This window comes from Mycobacterium pseudoshottsii JCM 15466 (assembly GCF_003584745.1).
Taxonomy (GTDB): Bacteria; Actinomycetota; Actinomycetes; order Mycobacteriales; family Mycobacteriaceae; genus Mycobacterium; species Mycobacterium marinum.
In genome coordinates, this window is record NZ_AP018410.1 from 2,019,151 (window position 1) to 2,046,086 (window position 26,936).

Consider the following 26,936-nt stretch of genomic DNA (forward strand, 5'->3'; position numbering starts at 1 on the left):
GCACCGGGGGTCTTGGCGAACGTGTATGGGGTGAAGCCGTTTCTGGGCTCTTGTGCTGTCAACAAACAGCCGCCAACCCCCGCGAGGCCGGGATGCACTGCGTTGAGAGCGACTAATCGGCGCCTTGGTGAATCTGTTGGTTGGTGGCCACTTTGGCGACGGCCTCGCCGAGCAGAGCCCCCGCGTAGTCATCGCGGGTCCGCAAGTACATGAAGATGCGTTCGGCGCGGGCGCCGAAGCGGTTCTTCTCGACCTCGGCGTCCATGCCCATCCGGACTTTGCGCATTGACAGGGCGCATGCCCTGCGCACCCAATGCAGGATCGTCACGCGGTAAATGTCTCGATCCCGATACGCGTCGTCAACTCCCAACAGGAACGGCGCATAGGTGTCACCGCACTTGTGCGCGGCCCAGAATCCGACCGGCTGTTGTGGGCCGCCCGCTTCGGCGCGGATTCGGACCACCCCGAGTTCCCAAGCGGGGCTGGTCAGCATGCCCGGGAGCAGCGTCATCGGCAGGTCGAATAGGTTGATCCGAAACTTTTTCTGCTCCAGCTGTTCAAACAGGCCATGCAAGTAGACGGCCTCCTCATCGGTCAGTGGAGCCAGGCCTACTCCGTGGAAGCTCACTTCGGTGTCTTTCGCATGTTCGATAACCCGCCGCAGCTGGTAGCGCTTCTTGTTATGAAGTGCCGAATACCAGGCCGACTCGTCCGGGGCATCGAGGGTGAGGGTGTGGGTGTCGAGGATTGGCACGCGGGAGAAGCCCTCGTCGAGCATGAAGGTATCCATTTCCGGATCTCCGTCGGGCAAGTCTCGCAGCATGATCGCGTCGGCTCCCGCGCGCTCGGATTCTTCGTCCGCGGCGGCCAGAATCAGTCGTAGCGCTTCCCGCCAGGGGCCAATGCGGTCCAGGTAGAGGTGATTGCCCTCGGACAGCGTGGAACCCGTCATGACGACCGTCGAACTCAGGTAGTACCGGTCTGCTTCCCGCCGCCTCTCGATCTCCCGCGAAACGTCTTCAGCCGCGAGCATGTCATCCTTGGTCAGCAGCGTCGTGAACACGGTTGCGGCGACGACGCGATGGGTGTGGTCGCGGACGATCAGGTAGCGGAACTTCCAGCGATGTTCCGGTGGAGCGTCCTTGGCGCCGTAGATCCGCTCTGCCGCCGCCATCGCGTCCCAGCTACAGTGGGCTGCTTCGCCCAGGACGGTGTCCCAGGTGGCGCGGTCGATCTGGTGGATCGTGGTCGCGCTCTGCATCCGTAATCCATTGCCTTTCAACGGCGCATCCGTCACTGATTCTCGCGGGATCGCGTTCGCGAACTCTTCGGCGAGTTGGCCGTCGGCGACTCCGAGTTCACGCAGCACGTTGGGAATGTGCAACGCCAGCCGATCGATGGCCCGGTCTATCTCGGCGAAGGTGTGTGCGGCGGTGACGCTGAGCCGAATGCCCCCACGCTTCATCGGGACCGAGGGGAACACGGACGAATTCACCAGCAAGCCGTCATCGAGCATCCGCTTGGTGACTTCGAAGGCCACCCGAGGTAAACCGCACTGCAGGAAAAAGATTGGACTCTGATTGACCGCGATCGGGACAATCCCCGTGTCTTCGAGGCCGTTGTTGATCCGGTCCACCCTGGTGCGCAGGGCATCTTGCAACTCGACGATCTCGGGGCTCAAGTGAACGAGTGCCGAGCCTCGCAACGCCCCAAGCATCGGTGGCTGCATGGGCCCGCCGAACATCAAGGGGCCGCCGCTGGTCCGCACCAGGTCCAGCTCTGCCGGATCGCTGAACACCAAGCACGCGCCCCCGGCGCCGAATCCCTTTGCAAATGAGGCGGCTACCACCACCCGGTCGTCTAGCGGAAACCGGTCGAGGAAACTGCCCCGGCCATGGCGCCCGATCCATGAGACGCCATGGGCGTCGTCGACATAGAGACGCACGTTCGGACTGGTGGCGAGGACTTCCTGGAGGAGGCGGGTCGGTGCCAGGTCGCCATACATCGAGTAGACGCCGTCCACGCAGAACCACACCCGGCGATGCTTGCTCGCGAGCTTGCTGATGGTGTCGCAGGCCTGGTCAAGGTGATCGTGGCGCACCAACTCGACTCGGGTTCCGCTAATTCGGGCCTGGTTGGCTCCGACGTGGACGGAATGATGGACTTGATGATCGAGGACGAGCGCATCGCGTTCATCGGCCAGCCAGGGCTCCGGCGTTGTTGATTAGCAGGCTTGTGAGCTGGGGAATTGTGGATTGAGGAGGTCTAGGCGGCGGTTGGCGGTCAAAGCGGTGATCCGGCAGGCTTCGGCGATGTTGTCGGCGCCGTTGAGGCGGTGCAGATTGATCGCGGTGTTGCGTAGCGTTGCTAGGACCTGTGCGCCGTTTCCGGTATGTGCCCTTTGACGGTCTTCGTCGAAGGTGACGTCGCGTATCCAGTGCAGGCTGTTCTCGATTCCCCAGTGTTGACGCATCCAGGTCATGATCGCGGTAGGGCGGGCGTGCTCGAAGGGCAGGCTGCAGATGGCATAGACCACCTCCACGCTGCGCTGGTCGGTGGCGGTGATCAAGCGTTCACGAGTGATCCGGATGATTTGTTTTGCGTAGGGGAAGCCGATTCCTCGTGCAGCGGTGATGATTTGCGGGGTGCGGGTCTCGACACGGCCGTGGCCGCGGGAGTCGTCGGTAGCGGCTGTGGGCACCTCGGCCCAGGGCAGCGCGGTGATACGCGCAAGTATTTTGGCTTGGTTGGACTTGACGATCATCAGGTAGTGCGACTTCAAGGTGGCGCAGATCAACTTCGCGGTGACGACCTGGGTATGCATCGCATCCACGGTGACCAGCCACCGCAAGCTACCCGGCAGCAGCGTGAGCAGGGCACGTACGCAGGGAATTTCATTGCTTTTCTCGGCGACAGCGAGTTGACCGAGCACCAATCGGGCACGGTGGGCGAACACCGACACGAGATGCGTGGCTGTCGCTTTGGCGCGTAAAGCACCACGCAGCATCTTGCCGTCCAACGCGATCGGCACCAATCCACTGGGGTCGCTGCTGGCCACGTGTGCAGTGAAGTAACTGCCCATCCTGGCGTTGAGGTCGGCGGGGTCTAGCCGAGACAAAACAGCGCGGAAGGTCTTCTCACTGGGCCGCCGGAACCGGACCCCTAATTGGGCCAACACATCATCGGGAGCGGTGGCCGCCCATGTGGCAAAACCAGCATAGCCGCGCATCCCCGCGGCAGTGGCCAGAACCGCGATCGCCAACAAAGCCATCAGCGAATACCTCCGACCGCGTGGGTCCCTCGGGTCTGGCACCGAGGCCAACACATCGAGAAACTCCGATCCGATGAGCTCGCTGCGCTCACCAGGACTCCAGCAGTCGAACACCTCTGGAACCGACGACACAGGCAATACTGAAACGGTAGGCACGGGCAACTCCAGACCAACGACGAACAGTAACCAACTCGATCGTTCTCCAGATAGCCCGTGCCTACACTCCGGCCCCAATAGCGCGGCACCAAAGATCATCAACCCAGCTCACAAGCCTGCTAATCAACAACGCCGGAGCCCTGATCGGCCAGCACGGGGAGTGCGGCCATATGCGCCAGGGTCGTGGTGGGGGCCAATAACGCGTGTCCACCGAAAAGTTCGGAAAGAAGCCGCTCCACGTCTTGGTACAGCGGGTTCGCCACAAAGGCCCGCGAGCAGGAGAACTGGGTGCCGTAGCGTTCGCCGGCATCGGTCATGCCATCGATGAGGGCCCGATGGAATTCCAGGCCCAGGTAGGAACACGACGAGAACGAGGTGACCTGGCGACTGTTGACCGTGAGCGATCGCCCGCGGAGCCCTGCCGGGCGGGCCCACCGAAGTGCCGAAGAAAATGATGTCGCGCGCCGCGTCATAATTTGGCGTCTGCCTGAATGCGGGGAGGCCGCTCTCGATCGTTTCGAGCACGCATTCGCGGATATTTGCGCGGCGTTCCGGTGATGGACCACGTGCTCCGCGCGGCAGTGTAAGTGCAGCGTTTATGGTGTAGTGGGCCGCCCGCTCCGGTAGTTCGGAGCCATAAATGTGAAGGCTTGTCCGAGATTTCGGCACTCCGGAATCTAAGCGACGTAGTTCTTGTGTGATTCGGGATTGAGGCCAGAAGAGGATGTGATATACACGTGGATTCGGGAAGCTTGTGTCGACCGCGGGCAGCAATAACGCCACCTCCAGGCGGTCCTGCCGCCGAAGATATATGCCCGCGCTTGGCCCGGATATGCCGCTGCCAACTATGATCGTATCGCGTTTTTGGCATGGAAGGGGTGCGCGCACTTCTCGCTCCTGAGGGGTTGGAGAAATTCGGTATATTCCGGAATTAAATTATTGAGTCCCGGATATCACGAGTACCGGTCCGTTGTTGGGTTTACGTGTTGGCGGGATCCCGACATCGAATCGGGACGCAATCCAGACGATTCTTTGCCGCGCGGATTTGGTGAGAGCTTGGTGCGGTTCTAGTTACGCAGCATTTCGGCGACCAGGAAGGCCAGTTCCAGTGATTGTTGGGTGTTCAGTCGTGGGTCGCAGGCGGTCTCGTAGCGCCCGGATAGGTCGGAGTCGGAGATGTCTTGCGCGCCGCCCAGGCATTCGGTGACGTTCTCGCCGGTGATCTCGACGTGGATACCACCCGGGTGGGTTCCCAGGCCGCGATGGACCTCGAAGAATCCCTGTACCTCATCGACGATGCGGTCAAAGTGGCGGGTTTTGTAGCCGGTGGATGACTCGTGGGTGTTGCCGTGCATCGGATCGCACTGCCAGATCACCTGGTGACCGGCGGCCTGGACCTTCTCCACGATCGGCGGCAGCAGATCACGGACCTTGTTGTTCCCCAACCGACTCACCAGCGTCAGCCGGCCCGCCTTGTTATGCGGATCCAGCCGCTCGACATACTCGACAGCCAGCTCCGGAGTCATCGTCGGGCCGATCTTGACCCCGATCGGATTGGCGATCACCTCCGCAAAAGCAACGTGGGCGCCATCGAGTTGACGGGTCCGCTCACCGATCCACACGGTATGGGCGGACAAGTCATACAACTGCGGCTCACCGTTTTCCCCCTCACCCAACCGCAACATCGCCCGCTCATAATCGAGCACCAAAGCCTCATGACTGGCGTAGATCTCAGCGGTCTGCAGATTACGGTCGGCCACCCCACAGGCACTCATAAACCGCAGGCCCCGATCGATCTCGTTGGCCAGCGCCTCATAGCGCGCCCCCGCCGGCGAGGTCCGCACAAACTCGCGGTTCCAATCATGAACCAAATGCAGCGATGCCAACCCCGACGACGTCAACGCCCGCACCAAGTTCATCGCCGCACTGGCATTGGCGTAGGCGCGCACCAGCCGCGACGGATCATGCTCGCGGGCAGCAGCATCGGGCGGAAAACCATTGATCATGTCACCGCGGTAGGACTTCAACCCCAACGCATCAGTATCGGCCGAGCGCGGCTTGGCGTACTGCCCCGCAATCCGAGCAACCTTGACCACCGGCATGCTCGAGCCATAGGTCAGCACCACCGCCATCTGCAACAGCGTGCGCACATTGCCCCTGATATGCGGCTCGGTGTTATCGGTAAACGTCTCCGCGCAATCCCCACCCTGCAGCAAAAACGCCTCACCACGAGCGACCTGCGCCAGCTGCTCCTGCAACCGGATGATCTCCGAAGGCACCGTCACCGGCGGCACACTCTCGAGCACCTTACGCATCGCCGTCGCCTGATCGACCGGCCAGCTGGGCTGCTGAGCAGCCGGCTTAGCCAACGCAGCATCCAACCGCGCCCGCAACTCATCAGACAACGGCGGCAACGACGGCAGCTGGTCAATCGGAATATCGACTTGCGCCCTCGATAATGCGGCTATCGTCAGCGCTTGCATCGCGCCGCCACCGTCGGTATTAGGCGCGGTAACTGTCCCGGTTCGGCTACGTGCATCGCCATTTACCTCCCACTTTTCTGCCCCGGATTCGGACTGTACACGATGTTCGGGAGTGGTGGCTTAATTGGTCAGCTTGGCTGGCTGATTCTCTTAAATTGCCCTTGCCAATTCGGCGCGGAATCTGTGACTGATTAGCGCGTGATCACGGCGCGAACCGGCTAGTAGTCACCGGATCGCTGCCGTCCGGTGGCGGTGGGTGTAGGGGTGCTGGCATGGGTGTTGAGCTGCGGAAATGTGATGTCGGGGGAGCGGGCGAGGTTGCCCGCTCTGCCGGGGATCCGTCGGAGGGCGAACCGCAGATGGCTAAGTTGCCGCGGCAGGGCTCCGGCGTTGTTGATTAGCAGGCTTGTGAGCTGGGGAATTGTGGATTGAGGAGGTCTAGGCGGCGGTTGGCGGTCAAAGCGGTGATCCGGCAGGCTTCGGCGATGTTGTCGGCGCCGTTGAGGCGGTGCAGATTGATCGCGGTGTTGCGTAGCGTTGCTAGGACCTGTGCGCCGTTTCCGGTATGTGCCCTTTGACGGTCTTCGTCGAAGGTGACGTCGCGTATCCAGTGCAGGCTGTTCTCGATTCCCCAGTGTTGACGCATCCAGGTCATGATCGCGGTAGGGCGGGCGTGCTCGAACGGCAGGCTGCAGATGGCATAGACCACCTCCACGCTGCGCTGGTCGGTGGCGGTGATCAAGCGTTCACGAGTGATCCGGATGATTTGTTTTGCGTAGGGGAAGCCGATTCCTCGTGCAGCGGTGATGATTTGCAGGGTGCGGGTCTCGACACGGCCGTGGCCGCGGGAGTCGTCGGTAGCGGCTGTGGGCACCTCGGCCCAGGGCAGCGCGGTGATACGCGCAAGTATTTTGGCTTGGTTGGGCTTGACGATCATCAGGTAGTGCGACTTCAAGGTGGCGCAGATCAACTTCGCGGTGACGACCTGGGTATGCATCGCATCCACGGTGACCAGCCACCGCAAGCTACCCGGCAGCAGCGTGAGCAGGGCGCGTACGCAGGGAATTTCATTGCTTTTCTCGGCGACAGCGAGTTGACCGAGCACCAATCGGGCACGGTGGGCGAACACCGACACGAGATGCGTGGCTGTCGCTTTGGCGCGTAAAGCACCACGCAGCATCTTGCCGTCCAACGCGATCGGCACCAATCCACTGGGGTCGCTGCTGGCCACGTGTGCAGTGAAGTAACTGCCTATCCTGGCGTTGAGGTCGGCGGGGTCTAGCCGAGACAAAACAGCGCGGAAGGTCTTCTCACTGGGCCGCCGGAACCGGACCCCTAATTGGGCCAACACATCATCGGGAGCGGTGGCCGCCCATGTGGCAAAACCAGCATAGCCGCGCATCCCCGCGGCAGTGGCCAGAACCGCGATCGCCAACAAAGCCATCAGCGAATACCTCCGACCGCGTGGGTCCCTCAGGTCTGGCACCGAGGCCAACACATCGAGAAACTCCGATCCGATGAGCTCGCTGCGCTCACCAGGACTCCAGCGGTCGAACACCTCTGGAACCGACGACACAGGCAATACTGAAACGGTAGGCACGGGCAACTCCAGACCAACGACGAACAGTAACCAACTCGATCGTTCTCCAGATAGCCCGTGCCTACACTCCGGCCCCAATAGCGCGGCACCAAAGATCATCAACCCAGCTCACAAGCCTGCTAATCAACAACGCCGGAGCCCTGGGGTCTAGCCGAGACAAAACAGCGCGGAAGGTCTTCTCACTGGGCCGCCGGAACCGGACCCCTAATTGGGCCAACACATCATCGGGAGCGGTGGCCGCCCATGTGGCAAAACCAGCATAGCCGCGCATCCCCGCGGCAGTGGCCAGAACCGCGATCGCCAACAAAGCCATCAGCGAATACCTCCGACCGCGTGGGCCCCTCGGGTCTGGCACCGAGGCCAACACATCGAGAAACTCCGATCCGATGAGCTCGCTGCGCTCACCAGGACTCCAGCGGTCGAACACCTCTGGAACCGACGACACACGCAATACTGAAACGGTAGGCACGGGCAACTCCAGACCAACGACGAACAGTAACCAACTCGATCGTTCTCCAGATAGCCCGTGCCTACACTCCGGCCCCAATAGCGCGGCACCAAAGATCATCAACCCAGCTCACAAGCCTGCTAATCAACAACGCCGGAGCCCTGGTTGCCGCGGGCGGAATTTGCCCGATAAATTGAGCTATCAAATGCTTAATTTGACCATTTATTCTGCCGATTAATTTGGGGTCAAGTTCATGAGCTGTTGAATAACGCGTAACTTTGAAGTAACAAAGTTAGTCACCCTACTTCGGGCTCCCGCGCCTTGTTGATTTGGTGCTCTCACCGCCGAACTTGGGAAGTCGGATGCGCGCGAGCGGGTGAAGGAAACCGAATAGTCCGGAAACGCTTGCGCCCGACCCGTTAGCCGTACGTAGGCTGATGCGCCCGCGCGATGTTGGCGCAACGCGCAGTTCAACGATGTATCCGTGGCCAGAACAGATCGCCCAAGCAGATCAGTTGCCGGGCACAAGGATCAGAACGAGATGAGCGGTATGGCCATTTCGGCCGCGGTGGCGGCGCCGTGAAAGCCGATGAGTCGGGCCGTTTCCGGCGGCTCGTGAGCCGTTGCCAGCACTGCCGCGTCGTCGGCACAAGTCACGACGACATCGCCGATTCGGAGCCGGTGCTCCGGTGCCACCGAACCGAAAATCCCTGTGGCAATTGCATCGTCGCGGGTGCGGACATCGGCTCGGGTTCCCAGCAGCTCCCGCCAGGTATCCAAGACGTCGGTTGTCGCCCCGGGCACGGTGTGCAGGTAGCGCACCCGCGGTTCACCGGCGACCACCCGGATCCCGGCCGAAAGCCGTGGGTCTGTGTCGAGATCGACGCGAGCATCGGCCGCGACATTGAGGCCACCGTGGTCTGCGGTCACCAGTAGCGCCGCATCCGGCGGCAACGCCTCGACCAGCCGGGTGAGCAAGGAATCCACGCTGCGCCCCGCCTCGTGCCACTGGGATGAACCGATGCCGAACAGGTGCGCCGCGGTGTCCAGGTCGGAGGTGTAGGCGTAAACTAGTCCCGGCGCGCCACGCACCTCATCGATGACCAGCTGAGCGTAGTCGTCGCTTGCGCGGGTCGGGTGAAACTGCGCGCCGCGGTACGCCGCTGCGGTCAAGCCGCTGCCGATGAACCACTCCGGCAGCACCGCGCGTGTACTGATGCCCGCCCACGTCAATCGTTCGAACCAGGTTGGGAGGGCCTGCCATTGGCCCTGTGGTGGATCATCGCGCCAGCGGATGTGGTTGAGCACTCGATCGGTTCCGGGGACGTTGACGGTAAAACCGAGGATGCCGTGCTCACCGGGCATCGCTCCGGTACCCAGGGAGACCAGGCTTGTCGGTGTCGTGGACGGAAACGTACAGCTGAGTTGGCTGACCCGACCGGCATCACCGGCCAACACGGAGGCCAGCAGTGCACCATCAGCGGCCAACTCGGGCAGCAAGTGCCAGCCCAGCCCGTCGACCAGGACGACGAGCACGCGGTCGACGTGGCCGACCCGGTCGATCAGCCCGAGCCGGTCTTCGGTGCCCGGGACCCCCAGTAGTGCGCCCGCCGCAGGCAACACGTCGCAGATGGAACCGGGCATGACGGTCAGTCTGGCATGCCGCTACACCCGAGCCAGTCGCTGGTTTGTCACTCGTAGCTGGCGGTGGGTGCTCTCGGCGAGCGCCACCACCTGTTCTGGCTGCAGCCGGGCGCAGAGCCGGCCCCAGTGCACGGCGACTTCTTCGCCGACCGACACATCGGGTACCGCGCTGTATCCGTCGGCCCAAACATCCAGTAGCTGCGATGAGGGCGCCGCCAAAGCCAGCGCCTCGCCATCCCAGATGAGGCTTTGACGCGAAACCTCAACGGCGTCACCAGTACGGGAGACGACTGTTGCCCAAGTGATTCGGCAACTATCGAGCACGCTCAGCGGATGCTCGTCGAGGCCCCGGCGCAGAAAGCGGGTCCACGGATAGACACCGAAGACGTGGAAGCAGTGATTTCCGGCCGCCTCGTGCGCCAGTTCCGGCGTCAGATGCGACCAATGACGGCCCGCCTGCGGGCCGATGATGGCCAGCAGCTCGTCGAAGAACCGGCCAGGCTCCACGTCGGCGCCGACGCCGCCACCGAGCCAGTATGCCTCGACGAGCCGATAGTCCAACGGATCGGCGATGCCGGTCAGCCGCGAGAGCACCCGCAGGTACGGCCACGCACCCGAGAATTTCCTGGCCGCGGCGCGCACATCGGCAACCGATCCGTCCCGCAGCGTGGCGCCCAGCGGGGGGCCGCAATAGCCCAAGGCGTTGGGCGCGTAGGCGTAGCGGGCGAACATCTCGGGCCCCCGGATGTCGGGCGTATCAGGGACTGACACGCGTCATGCCCGCCCGGACTGCCCCACGAGCTTGACGGCGTCGCGGTGCAGGCGGCCGAAGTTGTAGTAGGCCGCACAGGCTCCCTCCGGAGACACCATGCACGTGCCGATCGGGGTCTCCGGCGTACACGCGGTGCCGAAGACCTTGCATTCCCAAGGCTTGAGCACACCCTTGAGCACCTCACCGCATTGGCATGCCTTCGGGTCGGCCACCCGTACGCCGGGCATCGCGAATCGCAGCTCGGCATCGAACTCGGCGAAATCGTCACTGAGCCGCAGTGCACTTTGCGAGATGAAGCCCAACCCACGCCACTCGAAGTGTGGGCGCAGGGCGAATACCTTGCCCATCAGTGCCAGTGCGGCGGGGTTGCCCTCTTCGGGCACGACCCGCTTGTACTGGTTTTCCACCTCGCAGCGGCCCTCACGAATCTGACGTAGCAGCATCGTGACCGACGCCAGGATGTCCAACGGCTCGAATCCCGCCACGACCAACGGCTTGTGGTACACCTCGGGCACGAACCGATACGGCCGATTACCCACGACGGTCGAGACATGACCGGGGCCAATGAAACCCGACAAGCGCAGATCCGGTGATTCCAGAATGGCCTTGATCGGCGGAACGATCGTTACGTGATTGCAGAACACGCTGAAGTTGGGTAACGCGAGGTCGCGAGCCCGCACCAGGGTCACCGCGGTCGAGGGTGCGGTGGTTTCAAAACCGATGGCGAAGAACACCACCTGCTTGTCCGGGTTGTCGATTGCGACCTTGAGCGCATCCAGCGGCGAGTAGACGAACCGAACGTCGGCGCCGCGCGCCTTGGCGTCCAGCAGGCTGCCGTCGGACCCGGGAACCCGCATCATGTCGCCGAAGCAGGTAAAGATGACATCGGGTTGGCCGGCCAGCCACATGGCGTCGTCGATGCGGCCCATCGGGATGACGCACACCGGACAACCGGGGCCGTGCACCAGTTCGACATTGTCTGGCAGGAGGTGTTCGATCCCATGCCGGTAGATGGTGTGCGTGTGTCCGCCGCACACCTCCATGAACTTGAAGTGTTCGGGGCCGGCTCCCGGCAGGTGCGCCAAATGTTCGATGGCGGTCAGCAGTTTTCGGGCCGCCGCCGGATCACGGAATTCGTCGACAAATTTCATCGTCAGCCTCCTCACACGATCGAGGATGAGTCGAAGGCTTCCATCTCGGCCGTGTAGGCCTCGCCGAGCTGCTTGATGGCGGCCAGCGTGAGTAACGCTTCGCTCTCATCGATCTTGGCCATCGCGAACCCGACGTGAACCAACACCCAATCGTCGGGTTGTGGCGTGTCTTCGTCGAGTAGCCGCACGCTGATCGTGCGCTGCACCCCACTGACATCGACTTTCGCCAAATAGTTCTCCGGATCGGTGATCTCGACGATCCGGCCCGGAATCCCAAGACACATGTCAGCCCCTCTCTTCTAGCAGCTCAGCAGATTCGCGGCAGCGGGTCGCCGACCAACATGTCGACAATCCGGGTACCACCGAATCCGGTTCGCAGGATTACGGTTTCGGCCGGCTCGGCGATGATCTCGCCAACCTCGGCCGCATCGGCTCCCAGAGGGTGCGACTGCAACGCGGCCAGCCCCGCTTCGGCTTCCTCGGGCGCGACGACAGCGATGAACTTGCCCTCATTGGCGACGTAAAGGGGGTCGATGCCGAGCAGCTCACACGCGCCGTTGACCATCGGAGCCACCGGAAGGCGCTGTTCGTCGAGCAAGACCCCGAAACCACAGGCCTGGGCCAGCTCGTTGCAGACGGTGCCCACCCCGCCGCGGGTGGCGTCGCGCAGCCAGCGGGTGCCCGGGGCGGCCGCCATGAGAAGTTCCACCAGCGGGCTGACCGACGCGGTGTCCGAGTGGATGTCGGCTTCGATGGCCAGATCCCCGCGCGCCAACATGACCGCCATGCCGTGATCACCCATCGAGCCGGACAACAGCACCTTGTCGCCCGGTCGCACCGAGTCGGCAGACAGCGCACGCCCGGTGGGAATGATGCCGGTCCCGGTGGTCGTGATGAACAGGCCGTCCGCTGCGCCCTTGGGCACCACCTTGGTGTCGCCGGTGACGATCTGCACGCCGGCCTTGGCCGCCGCGTCCGCCATGTCGGCGACGATCTGTTTCAACTCCTCGATCGGGAACCCTTCTTCGAGCACGAAGGCGGCCGAAATCCAGGACGGTACCGCGCCCGCCACGGCGAGGTCGTTGCATGTTCCGTGCACGGCGAGTTCGCCGATCGAGCCACCGGGAAAGCGTCTGGGCTGCAACACGAATGAGTCCGTGGACATCGCCACCCGCTCGCCGCTGGGCAGAGTGAGGATGGCTCCATCGCCCAGCGACTCCAGCAGCGGGTTGCGGAAAGCCTCCATGAACACCGCATCGATCAGCGCCGCGGACGCCTTTCCGCCGGCGCCGTGCGCCAGGGTGACGTGCTCGTCGAGCAGCCTGGGACGTCTGCGGCGAAACGACTCGATGCGCCCAATGACGTCACCTTCGGCAAAGCGCGGTCCTGACGACAAGTATTCGCCGGCTGACTTGCTCATGCCGCCCCCAGATCCCGGTCGACCTTTTCGTGGGTCGCCAACCACAACTGATAGCCCAACAATGCCTGTGACTCCTGAATCCGATGCACGCTTTGTGACCGAACGATGAAGCAGGCGTCGACGTTCGGGTTGTCCGCCATCGCGCCACCGTCGTAGCCGGCGAACCCGACGGTGTACAGACCCCGCTGCCGCGCCTCGGCCAACGCGGTCAACAGGTTCGGTGAATTGCCGCTGGTTGACATGGCGATCGCAATGTCGCCGGCCTGTGCGCGCGCGATCAATTGTCGGGCGAACACCAGCTCGAACCCGACATCGTTGCCCAGCGCGGTGATGATCGCCTGGTCGGCGGTCAGCGACCAGGCCGGCAGTGACGTCGCCGGTGTGCCGATCGGCGGCCGGGCGAACAGGCCGGCCAAGGTCGCCGAATCGGTGCAGCTACCGCCATTGCCGAAGGTGAACAGGCGCCCGCCGACGCGGAAGCGGCGTGCCATCTCGGTGGCGGCCTGGTCCAGCAGCTCGGCGTTGGCCTCCAGCGTGGAGCGCCGCAAGGCCAGGCTCTCGGCGGCCTTTGCCTGCGCCGAGGCGGCGAGGTCGGCGAGCAGGGATTGTGGATCTTCTTCCTGCGCGTCGATGAACGGATACAGAAAGTTGGTGGGTTCCTCGCGCGTCATGAGTCGTCCCCGTCGTCGCCGAGGCGGCTGATCGCGGTACCCGCATGCACTAGCACCAGGTCACCGGCGGCGACCGGGTCGATAAGTGTCGTGATCACGTCCTCGATGCTGCGCGCGGTGCGCACCGCGGCCAGCCCGTCGGCCGGGGCTGACACCACCTCGCCCAGCCGGCCTTCGTCGCTGCAGGTGACGCACACCTCCTCGGTGCACTCGGGTTTGAGCAAACCGGAATGTTCGAAGCAGACATGGGTCAATTCCCACAGCAGGTGATAGAACAGCACAAATCCGCCGGTTGCGGGCACTCGCGGGTCGGGATCGTCGAGCCAGAGCAGATGATCGGCCAGCGCGGCCTCGGGGCGGGCGCCGCTGCCGATCCAGATCGTGGTGGCGCCCCAGGCCGGACTGCGACGCATCACCGATCGGACGTCGGGCTGGTCGGCGCCGGCCACCGCGACCACGATGTCGCCGGGCCGCACCGATACCCGGACCAGATCCACCAGGTCAGGGCCGGTCAGCGCCACCGCGGGCAAGGCGCGTTTGCCCATGATGACCGGATGGACGAACTCGACCGCGATGTGCAGGGCATGCGGTTCCCACGACGGCGCGATTGACCACATGGTCGCGCCCGCGGCGAACCTTTTCGCCAGCGTGAACGCGGCGGCCGCCAGGTCAGCGGCCAGCTCGGAGCTGAGCCCGCGATCGATCGCGGTGGTGTTCATCGATCAGTCCTTTTCCAATCCTCATCCAGTCCTATCAACAAGGAAACCACGGCCTGGCCCAGCGCGAGCCCACCGTCGTTGGGCGGCACCGTATGGTGGGTCAGCACCTCGAATCCTTTTCGCTGCAATCGCTCCCGGCATGCCCGCAGCAGCAGCACGTTCTGGAACACTCCGCCGGTCAGGCCCACCAGCCCCACCTGGCCCGCTACCTGGGCAACCACCTCGGCGACGGCGCGGGCCACCGCTTGGTGAAAACTCGCCGCCAGTACCGCCGGTGGCGTGCCAGCGCGCAGGGCCGATACCAGTGTTTGCACCATCGTGGTCGGGTCGATCACCCCGTCCGGGCGCACGGTGAGCGGCAGCGACGGCCGGGGCCCGTTGCACTCAGCGAGCGCCGACTCGGCGAGCGCCTCGAGTTCGATGGCGGCCTGGCCTTCATAGTCGATCCGGTGGCGGACGCCGAGCAGGGAAGCCACCGCGTCAAACAAGCGGCCCATGCTCGAGCACGGGACACAGCCCGCGCCGCTGGCCAACTGGGAACGCGTCACCCGTAGTTCATCGACTCCCGCCGCAGCGACCGGCGCCAGGTCCGGGCTCCACTCGATATGCGCGGTCCACAGCTGCGACAGCGCCATCCGCCACGGATTGCGCACCGCGGCATCGCCGCCGGGCAGCGGCACCGCCAACAGGTGTCCGGCGCGGGTGAAGCGGTGGCTCTGGGGCCCGAGGACAAGAATCTCCCCACCCCAAATCGTCTCATCACACCCATAGCCAGTGCCGTCGAAGGAGACTCCGACGACGGGTTCGTTGATCCGCCCGTGCTCGGCGAGCAGCGACACCACGTGCGCGTGATGGTGCTGGATCAGATCGAGTGGTCGATCGTCCGCGTGACGCTCGGCCCAGTTGCGGGTGTGGTAACCCGGATGCAGATCGGCGGCCAAACGAACCGGATGGCCGCGTATTTCGCTGAGTTGGCCAACCGCGCGCTCGAACGCACGCAACGTCTCCCAGGTAGCCATGTCACCGATATGCCCGGATAGGTAGGCCCGTGTGCCGTCGGTCAGACAGAACGTGTTCTTGAGCTCGCCGCCGACGGCAAGAACCGGTGGGCTCTCGACGGCGATGTGTCCGAGGTCGACCGGCAGGGGGGCATAGCCGCGAGATCGGCGGATCGGTAGCTCACGGGCCAGGCCCGCGTCTTCGACCACCCGCACCACCGAGTCGTCGCAGGGCACGTGGATGGGACGGTCATGGTCGAGCACCGCATCGCACAACATCGAAAGGCGCTCTGCGGCATCACCTTCGGTGAAGCAGATGGGTCCATCGGAGCGGTTGGCGCTGGTCAGCACCAGTGCCTCGGGCGCCGCCGCATCGGCACCCGGGACCGGCGCCAACAGTAGGTGATGGATGGGGGAGTACGGCAGCATCAGCCCGAGCAGCGGGCTGCCCGGAGCGACGGCGTCGGCGACCGGCGCGTCGAGGCGGCGGCGCAGCAACACAATTGGCCGGGCGGGATCGGACAACACCGCGGCCTCGGCATCGTCGATGAAGGCGTAGCGGCGCGCCACGTCCAGATCGCGGACCAAGATGGCGAAAGGTTTGGCCCCACGGCTTTTGCGGGATCGCAGCACACCGACCACCGCGTCGTCGTCGACGGCACAGGCCAGGTGGTAGCCGCCAATGCCCTTGATGGCGCAGACCTTCGCCGCCGTCAGGGCGTGCTGGGCGGCCGCCAACGCCGCATCCGCCCCGGCGACGTGCTCGGTTGCACTCCGAAACCACAGCGACGGACCGCAGTTTGGGCAGGCGATCGGTTGGGCGTGAAATCGGCGATCGCCTGGATCGTGGTACTCGGCGGCGCACCGCTCGCACATCGGGAATGCCGACATGGTGGTGCCCGGACGGTCGTAGGGCAGCGTGCGGATGACGGTCAATCTCGGCCCGCAATTGGTGCAGGTCACGAACGGGTGCCGAAAGCGTCGGTCCCGCGGGTCGAAAAGCTCGCGCACGCAGTCGTCGCACACCGCGATATCCGGCGGAATCGGTGTTGTCGCACCGGTTGCGCCCTGGCTGGCAACGATCCGGAAGCCGGCGGCACCGGCCTGCAGCGCCAACTCGGTAGCCGAGACCGAGCTGATGCGGGCCAACGGCGGAGCGTCTGCGCGCAATCGGCGCGCAAACTCGTCCAGCCCGGCGCGCCCGCCCTGTACCTCGATGAAGACCGCCGCCGAGTCATTGCCGACGAACCCGGACAGACCCAGCTCGCTGGCCAGTTGGTGGACGAAGGGGCGAAAACCCACTCCCTGGACGACACCGGTCACCGTGAAACGCTTTCGGGTCTCGGCGCACCGCACCATCGCGGGCCGCAGCAGGGGGAGGCCGGCCATGTCAGCCGCCGTCGGTGAAGTCGGTGTCGGTTCTGCCGCGGCCCATCAACTCCAGACCGGCCATCGCTTGTTCGGCACCGGCCCGATCCGTTTTCTCGATGGCGAAGCCCATGTGAATGATCACCCAGTCACCGGGTGAAAATGTCTCCTCCGGCAGCATGCCGATATTGACTTTCCGCGCCTCACCGGTGACCTCGACCAACGCCAATTGCCCCTCGTAGCCGTCGAGGATCCTGATTACTTGACCGGGTATGCCCAGGCACATGCTCAGACCTCCTCTCCGGTCGACTGCGCGGTCGCGGGACCCTGTAGCGCCGCCACGATCTCCTCGACCGCTCGCGCGGCGCGGGGGACGGCCTTGGCGACGGGTTCGGTGAGGCCGATACCTTCCTCGACGCTACCCGCCTCGCATCCGACGACAACGGTGTAGGGCGGATTGCCGCCCAGCGCCCGCAGATTGGCGAACACCGTTCCCGGATCCATGCCGTGGGCGTCCAGGCCGGGCGCCTCTGACCAGGACGCTTGATCTGCCTCGAAATCGGCTTGGAAGACGTGCAGGGTGCCCGGATTGCCGCGGCTGGGTACCGCGTCGACGAGCACCAGGGTGTCCCAGCTGTCCAGCAGGTCGTAGGCCAAGTGCATACCGCGGATGCCGTAGTCGATGACGCGCACACCCGGATCGTTCTGCGGGATGTCGGCTCGCCGGACCACTTCGGGGCCAAATCCGTCATCCCCCAGAAAGATATTGCCGATTCCGGCTACCAGGATGCGTGCTGTCATCGGGCTGGCGGGGCGCTACATGCGCCGCAGCCTGTGGTAACGACGGGCGTCCGGTAGCGATACCACGCCCATCACCACCGCGGCCGCCACGACCAGCGCGATGATGCCAAGGAAGATCCAGCCTAAGATCTCCATATCGAACTCCTTTCGTTGCTGGTTTGTTCGGATTCCAACGGCTCGACTTCGTCGGGGGAGAAGTACAGGTAGCGCCCGTACCAATCATGCAGATCGGCGGCGGGATCGTCCTCCACCACGACCCCGACGTGGCGGTTGCCCTCAACGTCCTCATGCACCGAGGTGACCCGCGCGATCTTGCCGGCAACAAAGATGTCCTGAGCGTCGGCGTTGCGCCTGGGGTGCAGCCGGACACGGCTGCCCCGCGCGACCCGGACCCCGTTCACCAGCACGCCGTCCAGCTCGGGCCGAACCGCGTTGTCGGCCATGGGATCCCACCAGTCGACTCCCTCGGGCAGCTCAGGGACCAGGCCGGAGACGGCATGCGGATCGCGCAGCACACCGTGCAGGCGCGCCATGGCTTCGGGTGACATGGCGTCGCATTGGTCGATGATCTGGGCGGCGCGCGGATCGGTGGCCCGCGCTTGCGCCTTCTCCTCGTCGGTCATCGTCATCACCCGAAGCGTCAGGATCTCGTCGATCTCCGTGCAGTCGTAGAGTGCGGTGTTGCTCTGTTCGGCGACCTCGGGGTGGTCATAGAGGATGATCGGCGAGATCAGCAGCAAGTCTTGGGTGCCCGGGGGGCCGGCCAGTACGGGGAAGCAGCGGTGCTGGGTGCACCGTGACACCGCATCGGCCGCGGCAGGCGCCGGCTCGAGCAGCGAGACAAACTGGCCGCCAATCACTTCGGCGATCACATGACTGCCGATCATGGACCGCGCGATCACCGAGTCTTTACCCTCGGTAACGGGATCCACCGGCGGCCCTACATTGCGGAGCCGCAACGAGACTCGCCGCAGGTCGCCGTCGGATTGGCTGGAAACCGTGAGTTCGCCGCGCACTTCCCGGCGTTGTCGCAGCAGACGACCGCCTTCGACCTCCTCGATGTCAGTGGCCGCGGGTGCCAGCACCGGTAGCTGCCACGGTTGGTCCGGATCGTCGAATGCGAGTGGTCCGAATGACATTTCGCACTCGACCGCTTCGTCCCAGGTCAGCCATGATCCGGACGGTGTCGCCAGTTCGTCGACGGCCTCGAACGCGCCGTTGATTTCGCGCTCGGCCCGGCGATGCTGCAACTGCAGGAAGCACACCGCCACGGTGATCGCCTGGGTGCCCTCGACCAGGAACTCTGCCGCGAGCGTGTCGTCTTCACCCAAGCCGGCATCGGCCGCCCCGGGCGGACCCAAAACGCCGAACTGCCAACGAGACTGGTTTTTGCTGGAGGTCCCACGGTACGGATACAGCAGGTAACCCTCGTAGAGCACCGTGTCGGCGACCGCGCGGGCCCGGTCTCGGTTTGAGGTCATTGGGCGACCTCCGGTAGTGCGGCGGCGGCGATCAGGGCGGTGACCGTGTGGTCGAGGTCGAGCAGTCCGTGGGCCGACTTGTAACGGGCCAGCGCGCTGACGGTGTCATGGCCCAGCCGCACCCAACCGGAATTTGGATAGTGCTGGGCGATCAGCTGATGCCACACCGCCACCGGCATGTCGTATCGATCTTCGCAATCCCAGGACACCTGCTGGACCGAGAATCCGCGCTCGGACTTGACGAAGATGGTCCCGCTGAAGAGAAATTGAAGGGGCAATGCGCCGTCGCGGAGCGCATGCAGGTACTTGGCGGCGGTCACCTCGAAGTCGTATATGCAGTCCAGCGGCAGGGCGACAGTCGTGTTGCCGGCGAATCCGGGGACCATCGCGGTGCAGTGTTGCCACAAGAAGGTGCGCTGGGTGATAGCCCAGCGTTCGCGGGCACCGAAAAGGTCCACCAGTCCGTCCGCCTCGGCATCGGAATAGGGACGACGCAGCGGCTCGATTCGGACCTGGCAGCGCAGCGCAATGGCGTGCACCGGGTCTTCGCCGCCGGTGTCGATCCCGACGCGGGCGGTCAGCACCGGGCTGACGGCGTAGGGTTCGGGCGCCACGTCCAACACGGCGAAGGTCAGGTCCAGCGGTTGTTCGTTCATCGCGGCGTCTCCACCGCCTTGCCCGCGACCTTCGCGAAAAAGCTGTCGATGAACTCCCGGGCTTGCTGACCGCCATCGAACCCTCGCCACAGCATGCGCAACCGTCCGACGAACTCGTAGCACACATCGATCGGGACCAGATAGCTGCGTGGGGCGCCCGATTCGGGGACTTGCACCAGCAGCGCTTCAACGTCGTCGGCAAGCAGTTCGAGTCGCTTGTCGCCGTCTTTGAGGTCGCTCCAGACATCGAGGTCCAGCTCGGATTCGCAGGCCCCGGCCGGGCCCGGATAGAAGGCGACGGTGCGTCCGAGAGCGGAGTTGGTGAAGAAGAACGCCACACCGACCGGGATCTGCAGTGCGTCCCAGGCGCGGCGGTCCAGCGCGAAATCCGGGAACCACAAGTACCGGTCGGGCACCGCGCGGTAGCGCAACTCGGCGGCCGAGTCCGTGAACAACAGATAGCAGGCTCGACAGACGCACATCAGTTGCCGGCCAGCCACATTGACGACGTGCTGGTGCTCGTCGGCGATCTCGGTAGCGCACATTTCGCAGCGCTCACCCGCTGGTTCGGGAGGCCGCCGGTTGGCGGTGATCCGCGCCAACACGTCATAGGCGGTGTTCATGCGATGGCTCCCAGCTCTTGACCGCGCAGTGCTATCGAGGGCACACCGTCGCGAATCAGCAGCGGCAGCGGGTCGAGGTGGAGCTCCTGGTGTCCCGCGCCGGCGGGTACGCCGGCCTGCACGACGTCGAAATCTGTTCGGCAGCCAGGGCATCGCAGAAGGGTGCCCAGCAGTTGCGCCCCGGCCAGGGAGTCACGGCAGATCGGACAATGGTCGCGGTAGGCCAGTACCTGCTCGCCGACGCGGCACGCCAGTAGCGTGGTGTCGCCAATCGCAAAACCGGCGACTTCGCCGGGCACCAGTTCGGCCAGCTCGGGCACCGGGTGCCAGCTGGTGGCGCGTGATGCGTTGGACCCGTTGGAATGCACGCGCGAAAACAACGACTCCGCCGGTATCACGCCGGCGGTGCCGGCGGGTTCGGCCGCCACGACCTCGATCGCCGCGATTTCCGGGGCGGCAGCCCGCACCGCGTCCTGTACCGCCAACTCCAGCGTCACCGCCGACGACGGACAGCTCTTGCAGCTGCCGGTGAATGCCAGGCGCACGGTGATGTCGCCCGATCGCCCGGTGACGACGTCGATCAAATCGACGTCACCGCCGTGGGATCCGAGATAGGGCCGTACCTCGTCCAAAGCGTCGGACACTCGCCGGTGGACGTCATGCGGGTGTAGGCCGTGGACCAGGAGCAGGCTGGCCACCAGGTCGTCGGTGGCCAGCCGCTCGGCTAGGTCGATGTGCGCGTCCGGGTCCAGACCAGGCTGGGAGAGCAGCCGCATGATCCGCTCAAGCCCGGCTCCGTAGAGGCCGACCACCTCCCGGACCAGTTGCGAAGCGCGCTCCTGAGCGGCGGCTCCGCCGGCCGCGCAGGAGTCCAGGAGTGTCTGGATCCGATCGCCCGCTGTACGCCACTGCACGTCGCTTTCCGAAATTGCCTGGGTAGGTTCCGAGGGGGTTTCCGGGCGATCCGCCATGTGTCACTCCCCGACGGGTGACTGTGTTGGTGTGTGCAGTCTCTCCAGGGTTTTGCCCTTACCCAGATACATGTGCACCCCGCAAGGCAGGCACGGGTCAAAGCTACGCACGGTGCGCATGACATCGATGCCCTTGAAGTTTTCCTGGTCGTTCTCTTCGAAGATCGGCTGGCCCTGCACGGCATCTTCGTAGGGGCCTGGGGTGCCAAAGCTGTCGCGCGGGTTGGCATTCCACGGTGTGGGCGGATACGGATGATAGTTGGCGATCTTGCCGTTGCGAATCACCAGATGGTGGCTCAGCACTCCACGCACGGCCTCGGTGAACCCGCATCCGATGCCCTCGTCGGGCACCTCGAATTTCTCCCAGGTCTTGGTGCGCCCGGCCCGGATCTCGGCGAGTGCTTTCTCGGCGAAGTGCAGGGCGCACGCCGCGGCGTAGGCCTGGAAGTAGGTGCGGGCGCGGTCGCGCTCGATGGTGTTGCTGCCGTGCTTGGGTACCTTCCACTCAAACTCGACCGGGCCCTTCAGCGCGGTCTTGGGCAGGTTGATCTTGACGCTGTTGCCGGTGGCCTTGACGTAGCCGATGTCGACCAGGCCGGCCAGGGCCGTCGCCCACAGCCGGGCCAGCGGACCGACACCGGTGTCCAGGGCCAGGTGATCCTTGCCGTCAAACCAGCGCGGCGACATCACCCAGCTGTACTTGCCGCCATCCATTTCCCGCTTCTGGGGATGCGGGTTGGTGTGCTGGTTCCACGGGTGGCGTCGATCCACCTTGTTGCCCAGGGGATCGGTCTTGACAAACATCTCCTGGTCGGTCCAGTCGTCGTAATACGAACTGCCCAAAAGGATCCGGATACCCAGGTTGATGTCCACCAGCGAGTGGGTGACCAGCTTGCCGTCGACCACAACACCCGGGGTTACAAACATGGCGTTACCCCAGCGTTCCATGTCCTTGTATTCGAAGTTGCACACCTCGGGATCCTGGAAGGAGCCCCAGCAGCCGAGCAGCGTGCGGCGCAGGCCCACCTTCTCGTAGCCGGGCAGGGCGTCGTAGAAGAAGTCGAACAGATCGTCGTGTAGCGGGACGACCTTCTTCATGAACTCCACGTAGCGCATCAGACGCGTCATGTAGTCGGTCATCAACTGGATGGTCGCGACCGTGCCGACCCCACCCGGGTACAGCGTGGAGGGGTGCACGTGGCGACCTTCCATCAGACAGAACATCTCTCGGGTCCAGCGACTGACTTGCAGGGCTTCGCGATAGAACTCGCCGCTGAACGGGTTGAGCGAGCGCATGATGTCGGCGATGGTCTTGTATCCGTGCGCGTCGGCATGTGGCGCTTCGGTCTTTTCCGCTTTGGCGAGCACTCCGGGGTTGGTTTCGGAGACCATCTTTTCGCAGAAGTCTACGCCGACCAGGTTCTCTTGGAAGATGTTGTGGTCGAACATGTACTCGGCGGCCTCACCGAGGTTGACGATCCATTCACCCAGGTGTGGCGGCCGGACTCCGTAGGCCATGTTCTGCGCGTAGCACGAACAGGTGGCGTGGTTGTCACCGCAGATGCCGCAGATGCGGCTGGTGATGAAGTGGGCGTCGCGGGGATCCGTGCCTTTCATGAAGATGGAGTAGCCGCGGAAAATAGACGAAGTGCTGTGGCACTCGACGACTTCGCGGTTTTCGAAATCGATCTTGGTGTAGATGCCGAGGCTGCCCACGATTCGGGTGATCGGATCCCACGCCATTTCGACGAGCTGGCCGGGTTCGCGCTTGGCAGTGGTGGGCTCGGGGACGATAGTTGTCATCGGAGTCTCTCTGTCTAGAACAAGATGGAGTGCCGGTCGGTTCGTCGAACTACCAGGTGCGGCGGGCTCCAGTGGTGAGTTGGGTGCCCTTGTGGCGCCAGCGCGGTTCCTTGTCGACGGTGCGTTCGGTGATATTGCGCAGACTGCGGATCACCGTTCCGTACAGACCCGACGCGGTGCTGGACAACTTGCCGCCCGGCGGCTCGTCCATGAACGGCATGAACTTGTCCGGGAATCCCGGCATCGTGCAACCGATGCAAATGCCGCCGACGTTCGGGCAACCCCCGATGCCGTTGATCCAGCCGCGCTTGGGCACGTTGCACTTCACAACGGGACCCCAACATCCCCGTCTGACAATGCATTTCGGTGAACCGTATTCGGTGGCGAAGTCTCCCTGCTCGTAGTAACCGGCCCGGTCGCAGCCCTCGTGCACGGTGTTGCCGAACAACCACTTGGGGCGCAGCGCGTCGTCGAGCGGAATCATCGGTGCCTGTCCGGTGGCCATGTAGAGCAGATACGTCAGGGTCTCCGACAGGTTGTCCGGGTGAATCGGGCAGCCGGGAACGCAGACGATCGGGATGCCGGCCTTGCTCTTCCAGTCCCAGCCCAGGTAGTCGGGCACCCCCATCGCCCCGGTCGGATTGCCGGCCATCGCGTGGATGCCGCCGTAGGTGGCGCATGTTCCCACGGCGACGACAGCGGTGGCTTTGGGCGTCAGTCGATCCAGCCATTCGCTGGTGGTCATCGGCTGACCGGTCGCCGGGTCGTTGCCGAACCCGCACCAGTAGCCCTCGTTCTTGATCTTCTCGTTGGGAATCGACCCTTCCACGACGAGCACGAAGGGCTCCAATTCACCGCGTTCGGCCTTGAAGAACCACGCGAGAAAGTCGTCCGCGCCCCCGCTGGGCCCACATTCAAAATCGATCAATGGCCAGTGGACAGCGACCTGAGGCAGGCCGGGAAGTGCGCCTAATGCGATTTCCTCGACGCTGGGCTGGGTGGCGGCAGTCAACGCCACCGAATCGCCGTCACAACTAAGACCTGCATTGATCCACAGAACATGGATCAAGGTTTCTTCTGCTTTGACTGCTGCTTCTGTTGGCATGCTGCAGCTTTCCGGGGCGGGCTGAAGCCCCTCACGCTGCCGGAGTCGACCTTCGGCCCACTTGCGCAGCGTTGTTTTTGGGTCTACCCAGGTTGCCGAGCCTTGTCAATGGTTCGCAGTTAGAACACCAAGCAATGCGGCAAGAAAGCCATTGCATGACCCATCGTTTATACCGAATTCGCTTCGAGCAGAACAGTATTCATGACTTCTGGCCCATCCGATGAGCCCTGGCGAGCGGCTCGGCGGACCATTGTTGGGTTTTCTGGAAATCATTTGCAGCTGAATTAATGCGCGCCGCCAATTGCATGCGTAAAGAGGTCTATTCCGGCGGTAGGCCTTGCGCGAATCGGCGCAACCAGTCGAACCAGGCGGTCATGCCGGCCCCGGTGCGTGCACTCACCGGCAGGATTGTTGCGTGCGCGTTGACCTCTCGGATGTGCGCGACGTATGTGTCGACGTCAGCGTCCAGATAGGGCACCAGATCGATCTTGTTGAGCAGCACCACATCCACACAGCGGAACATCACCGGGTACTTCAGCGGCTTGTCCTCGCCTTCGGTCACCGAGTAGACCATGGCCTTGGCATGCTCGCCGACATCGAACTCCGCCGGACAGACCAGATTGCCGACGTTCTCGACGATCACCAGGTCCAGGTTCGGCAGGTCCAGACCCGGTAGGGCCCGGTTGACCATTGGCGCGTCGAGGTGGCATTCCCCGCCAAATCCGTTGCTGGTGTTCAGCAGCGATACCTGTGCGCCGCGACCACTGAGTTTGGCGGCGTCCAGATCGGTGGCGATGTCGCCTTCGATCACCCCGATGGCGAACTCGCTGGCGAGCTGGTCGAGGGCGGCTTGCAGCACTGTCGTCTTACCCGACCCGGGGGAGCTCATCAGGTTGAGCGCGCGGATCCCGTTGGTTTCGAAAGCCCTCCGGTTGAGATCGGCGCGCACGTCGTTTTCGGCGAAGATTTCTTCCAACACTTCGATTCGCGCCGGTCCCGTCTGATAGCCGGTGTGATCGCCGTGCTGGTGATGTTCGTGCTCGTGGGTGTGCACCGTGCCGTCGTCGTGACGGTGAAATCTACCCAAGCTGGAAACCGTTCATCTTGACTACCTTTCACGAGACATCCAGCGATGTCACCAGGAACTCGTTGCCGTGTAGCACCTCTACATCGGAACTGTCACACTGCGGACACCAGATCGACCACGCCGAGGTGATCTCCGACTGCTGGCCACAGGCGCGACAGCGGACCTCAGCGGTGACGCGCTCGAGTTCCAACTCGGCGTCGGGCATGTTCTCCGAGTCGCGCACCAGGGTCCAGCAGAACGACAAAGACTCCGGGACCACCTGCCTCAGCGCGCCGACACGCACCCGGACCACCTCGACGTGGCGACCGTCGGCATGCGTCTTGACCACGTTGGCGATCGCCTCACACAGGGCTAGTTCATGCATGGGCGGCAAACGGAGCTCATGTGCCTGTTCTACACCGTGGATCCGCACCGGGGCCATCAGCCCGGGACACAGCGGTGGGGTGCGGCTCGGGTCAGGTCGCGCTATTTGCCGCGGCGGTCCACTTCTCTTCGATGCGGCCGAAGCGCCAGACCAGCATGGCGGCGGCCCAGGTGACCACAAACATGCCGACGACCAGGAAACCGACCAGGTTCAGGTTCAGACCGGCGATCCAATCCCAGAATGCACCCCGCCAGCCGAATTCGTCGGCGAAGAGGCCAAGCAACTCGACGCTTCCGATCAACAGCGCCACTGCCACCGACAGTGCGGTGATGGTGATGTTGTAGTAGATCTTGCGCACCGGGTTGGAGAACGCCCAGCCATAGGCGAAGTTCATGAACGAACCGTCGATGGTGTCCAGCAGGCACATGCCCGCGGTGAACAGCACCGGCAAACACAGGATCGCGTACCAGGGCAATCCGGCCGCCGCACTGGTGCCGGCGAGCACCAGCAGCGCGATTTCGGTAGCGGTGTCGAACCCGAGTCCGAACAGCAATCCCACCGGATACATGTGCCAGGACTTGGTGATCGAATTGGTGAACCGGCCCAGCAGCCGGTTGATCAGTCCTCGGTTGTTCAGCTGCTCCTCGAGTTCGGCCTCGCTGAACTCGCCGCGCCGCAACCGGAAGAAAACGCGCAGGATGCCGGCCAGAATGATGACGTTGAGGATGGCGATCAGATATAGGAACAGCCCGGAGACGCTGGTGCCGATCAGGCCCGTGTAGTGGTGCAGCCTCGAGGAGTCCTCTCGGACCGGGCCGATGATGGTCTTGATCCCGGTTGCCAGCAGGACCGCTAGGCCGAAAACCACGGTGGAGTGGCCCAGGGAGAAGAAGAATCCGGTGGCCAACGGACGCTGGCCGTCGTTCATCAGCTTGCGGGTTGTGTTGTCGATCGCGGCAATGTGGTCGGCATCGAAGGCATGTCGCATGCCCAGCGTGTAGGCGGTCACTCCGATCCCGATACCGAAGGCCCTGCTGCCCACGGCAAGCTGCGCCGGCTCCACCAAGAAAACCAGCGTGCCCCAGCCGACGACATGCAGCGCGGCGATGAAGGCGAACATCGCGCCCAGGCGCCACCATTCCGGCGGCGTCAGGGTGCTGTGCAGCCTGGACCACCACGAAGAGCGTGAGACGAGGTCATTGCTGGCCATGTCGGTCCTTCCGGCACTGGGCACGACGCAACAATCAGACTGTAGGTTCGTCCCCGAGCTGGATGCAAGTCAATTGCAAGAACGCCGCCGCGGCGGCACCGCCGTGTTCCATCACTGGCATTCCCGGGGGTTGG

25 protein-coding genes and 1 pseudogene are annotated in these 26,936 nt (G+C 64.0%); all 26 read right to left on the minus strand.

Features of this window, described 5'->3' with window-relative positions:
* Positions 1-112: 112 nt before the first annotated feature.
* Positions 113-2,203 carry a bifunctional aminotransferase class I/II-fold pyridoxal phosphate-dependent enzyme/GNAT family N-acetyltransferase gene (locus tag MPSD_RS09120; protein ID WP_232022872.1) on the minus strand — a complete coding sequence of 697 codons (2,091 nt, stop codon included), beginning with the start codon at positions 2,201-2,203 and terminating at the stop codon, positions 113-115.
* Positions 2,204-2,224: 21 nt separating this feature from the next.
* Complete coding sequence (locus MPSD_RS09125; RefSeq protein WP_420811890.1) at positions 2,225-3,427, minus strand: ISAs1-like element IS2404/ISMul1 family transposase; 1,203 nt, start codon at positions 3,425-3,427, stop codon at positions 2,225-2,227.
* Between the two features lie 119 nt (positions 3,428-3,546).
* Positions 3,547-3,744: a hypothetical protein gene (locus tag MPSD_RS29135; protein ID WP_232022795.1), complete on the minus strand. Its 198-nt coding sequence runs from the start codon at positions 3,742-3,744 to the stop codon at positions 3,547-3,549.
* A gap of 750 nt (positions 3,745-4,494) precedes the next feature.
* Positions 4,495-5,910, minus strand: a complete 1,416-nt coding sequence (locus MPSD_RS09145) for a class II 3-deoxy-7-phosphoheptulonate synthase (RefSeq protein ID WP_119571719.1) — start codon at positions 5,908-5,910, stop codon at positions 4,495-4,497.
* 397 nt (positions 5,911-6,307) lie between these two features.
* Entirely contained in the window at positions 6,308-7,510 is a 1,203-nt protein-coding gene (locus MPSD_RS09150) for an ISAs1-like element IS2404/ISMul1 family transposase (protein ID WP_420811891.1), read from the minus strand.
* A 142-nt stretch (positions 7,511-7,652) separates the two neighbouring features.
* Positions 7,653-7,979, minus strand: a pseudogene (locus MPSD_RS30725) (transposase family protein); the annotation flags it as partial.
* Positions 7,980-8,489: 510 nt separating this feature from the next.
* Positions 8,490-9,602 carry an alkaline phosphatase family protein gene (locus tag MPSD_RS09165; RefSeq protein ID WP_020788084.1) on the minus strand — a complete coding sequence of 371 codons (1,113 nt, stop codon included), beginning with the start codon at positions 9,600-9,602 and terminating at the stop codon, positions 8,490-8,492.
* Between the two features lie 21 nt (positions 9,603-9,623).
* Positions 9,624-10,373 (minus strand): DUF6390 family protein, encoded by a 750-nt coding sequence (locus MPSD_RS09170; RefSeq protein ID WP_020788083.1) that lies wholly within the window; start codon positions 10,371-10,373, stop codon positions 9,624-9,626.
* A 3-nt stretch (positions 10,374-10,376) separates the two neighbouring features.
* Complete coding sequence (hypD, locus tag MPSD_RS09175) at positions 10,377-11,525, minus strand: hydrogenase formation protein HypD (RefSeq protein ID WP_020724727.1); 1,149 nt, start codon at positions 11,523-11,525, stop codon at positions 10,377-10,379.
* 11 nt (positions 11,526-11,536) lie between these two features.
* Positions 11,537-11,809 carry a HypC/HybG/HupF family hydrogenase formation chaperone gene (locus MPSD_RS09180; protein ID WP_012393655.1) on the minus strand — a complete coding sequence of 91 codons (273 nt, stop codon included), beginning with the start codon at positions 11,807-11,809 and terminating at the stop codon, positions 11,537-11,539.
* A 23-nt stretch (positions 11,810-11,832) separates the two neighbouring features.
* Entirely contained in the window at positions 11,833-12,945 is a 1,113-nt protein-coding gene (hypE, locus tag MPSD_RS09185; protein WP_020788081.1) for a hydrogenase expression/formation protein HypE, read from the minus strand.
* Positions 12,942-13,616 carry a D-sedoheptulose-7-phosphate isomerase gene (locus MPSD_RS09190; RefSeq protein WP_012393657.1) on the minus strand — a complete coding sequence of 225 codons (675 nt, stop codon included), beginning with the start codon at positions 13,614-13,616 and terminating at the stop codon, positions 12,942-12,944. The genes hypE and MPSD_RS09190 overlap by 4 nt, the downstream gene beginning before the upstream one ends.
* Positions 13,613-14,335, minus strand: a complete 723-nt coding sequence (locus MPSD_RS09195; protein WP_086085472.1) for a HypC/HybG/HupF family hydrogenase formation chaperone — start codon at positions 14,333-14,335, stop codon at positions 13,613-13,615. The genes MPSD_RS09190 and MPSD_RS09195 overlap by 4 nt, the downstream gene beginning before the upstream one ends.
* Entirely contained in the window at positions 14,332-16,722 is a 2,391-nt protein-coding gene (gene hypF / locus MPSD_RS09200; protein WP_086085471.1) for a carbamoyltransferase HypF, read from the minus strand. Before hypF ends, MPSD_RS09195 begins: the two co-directional genes overlap by 4 nt.
* Position 16,723: 1 nt before the next feature.
* Entirely contained in the window at positions 16,724-16,987 is a 264-nt protein-coding gene (locus MPSD_RS09205) for a HypC/HybG/HupF family hydrogenase formation chaperone (RefSeq protein WP_015355231.1), read from the minus strand.
* 2 nt (positions 16,988-16,989) lie between these two features.
* Complete coding sequence (locus MPSD_RS09210; protein WP_020788078.1) at positions 16,990-17,502, minus strand: hydrogenase maturation protease; 513 nt, start codon at positions 17,500-17,502, stop codon at positions 16,990-16,992.
* Between the two features lie 15 nt (positions 17,503-17,517).
* The gene (locus MPSD_RS30730) at positions 17,518-17,637 is read right to left on the minus strand and encodes a DUF6893 family small protein (RefSeq protein ID WP_020788077.1); all 120 of its coding nucleotides are present in this window, start codon (positions 17,635-17,637) and stop codon (positions 17,518-17,520) included.
* On the minus strand, positions 17,625-18,983 hold the full coding sequence (locus MPSD_RS09215; RefSeq protein WP_086085470.1) for a hypothetical protein: 1,359 nt from the start codon (positions 18,981-18,983) through the stop codon (positions 17,625-17,627). Before MPSD_RS09215 ends, MPSD_RS30730 begins: the two co-directional genes overlap by 13 nt.
* Complete coding sequence (locus tag MPSD_RS09220) at positions 18,980-19,639, minus strand: DUF6084 family protein (RefSeq protein ID WP_020788075.1); 660 nt, start codon at positions 19,637-19,639, stop codon at positions 18,980-18,982. Before MPSD_RS09220 ends, MPSD_RS09215 begins: the two co-directional genes overlap by 4 nt.
* On the minus strand, positions 19,636-20,262 hold the full coding sequence (locus MPSD_RS09225; protein WP_020788074.1) for a DUF5947 family protein: 627 nt from the start codon (positions 20,260-20,262) through the stop codon (positions 19,636-19,638). The genes MPSD_RS09220 and MPSD_RS09225 overlap by 4 nt, the downstream gene beginning before the upstream one ends.
* Positions 20,259-21,233 (minus strand): NifU family protein, encoded by a 975-nt coding sequence (locus MPSD_RS09230; RefSeq protein ID WP_020788073.1) that lies wholly within the window; start codon positions 21,231-21,233, stop codon positions 20,259-20,261. The genes MPSD_RS09225 and MPSD_RS09230 overlap by 4 nt, the downstream gene beginning before the upstream one ends.
* A gap of 3 nt (positions 21,234-21,236) precedes the next feature.
* Positions 21,237-23,036 (minus strand): nickel-dependent hydrogenase large subunit, encoded by a 1,800-nt coding sequence (locus tag MPSD_RS09235; protein ID WP_086085469.1) that lies wholly within the window; start codon positions 23,034-23,036, stop codon positions 21,237-21,239.
* Positions 23,037-23,085: 49 nt separating this feature from the next.
* Positions 23,086-24,141: an NADH-quinone oxidoreductase subunit B family protein gene (locus MPSD_RS09240; protein ID WP_036426763.1), complete on the minus strand. Its 1,056-nt coding sequence runs from the start codon at positions 24,139-24,141 to the stop codon at positions 23,086-23,088.
* 319 nt (positions 24,142-24,460) lie between these two features.
* Positions 24,461-25,228, minus strand: coding sequence for a hydrogenase nickel incorporation protein HypB (gene hypB, locus MPSD_RS09245; RefSeq protein ID WP_020788070.1), 768 nt, complete (start codon positions 25,226-25,228; stop codon positions 24,461-24,463).
* 28 nt (positions 25,229-25,256) lie between these two features.
* A complete protein-coding gene (locus MPSD_RS09250; RefSeq protein WP_020788069.1) occupies positions 25,257-25,592 on the minus strand; it encodes a hydrogenase maturation nickel metallochaperone HypA in 336 nt (111 codons plus the stop codon).
* 91 nt (positions 25,593-25,683) lie between these two features.
* The gene (nicT, locus tag MPSD_RS09255) at positions 25,684-26,802 is read right to left on the minus strand and encodes a Nickel transporter NicT (RefSeq protein WP_012393670.1); all 1,119 of its coding nucleotides are present in this window, start codon (positions 26,800-26,802) and stop codon (positions 25,684-25,686) included.
* Between the last annotated feature and the right edge of the window lie 134 nt (positions 26,803-26,936).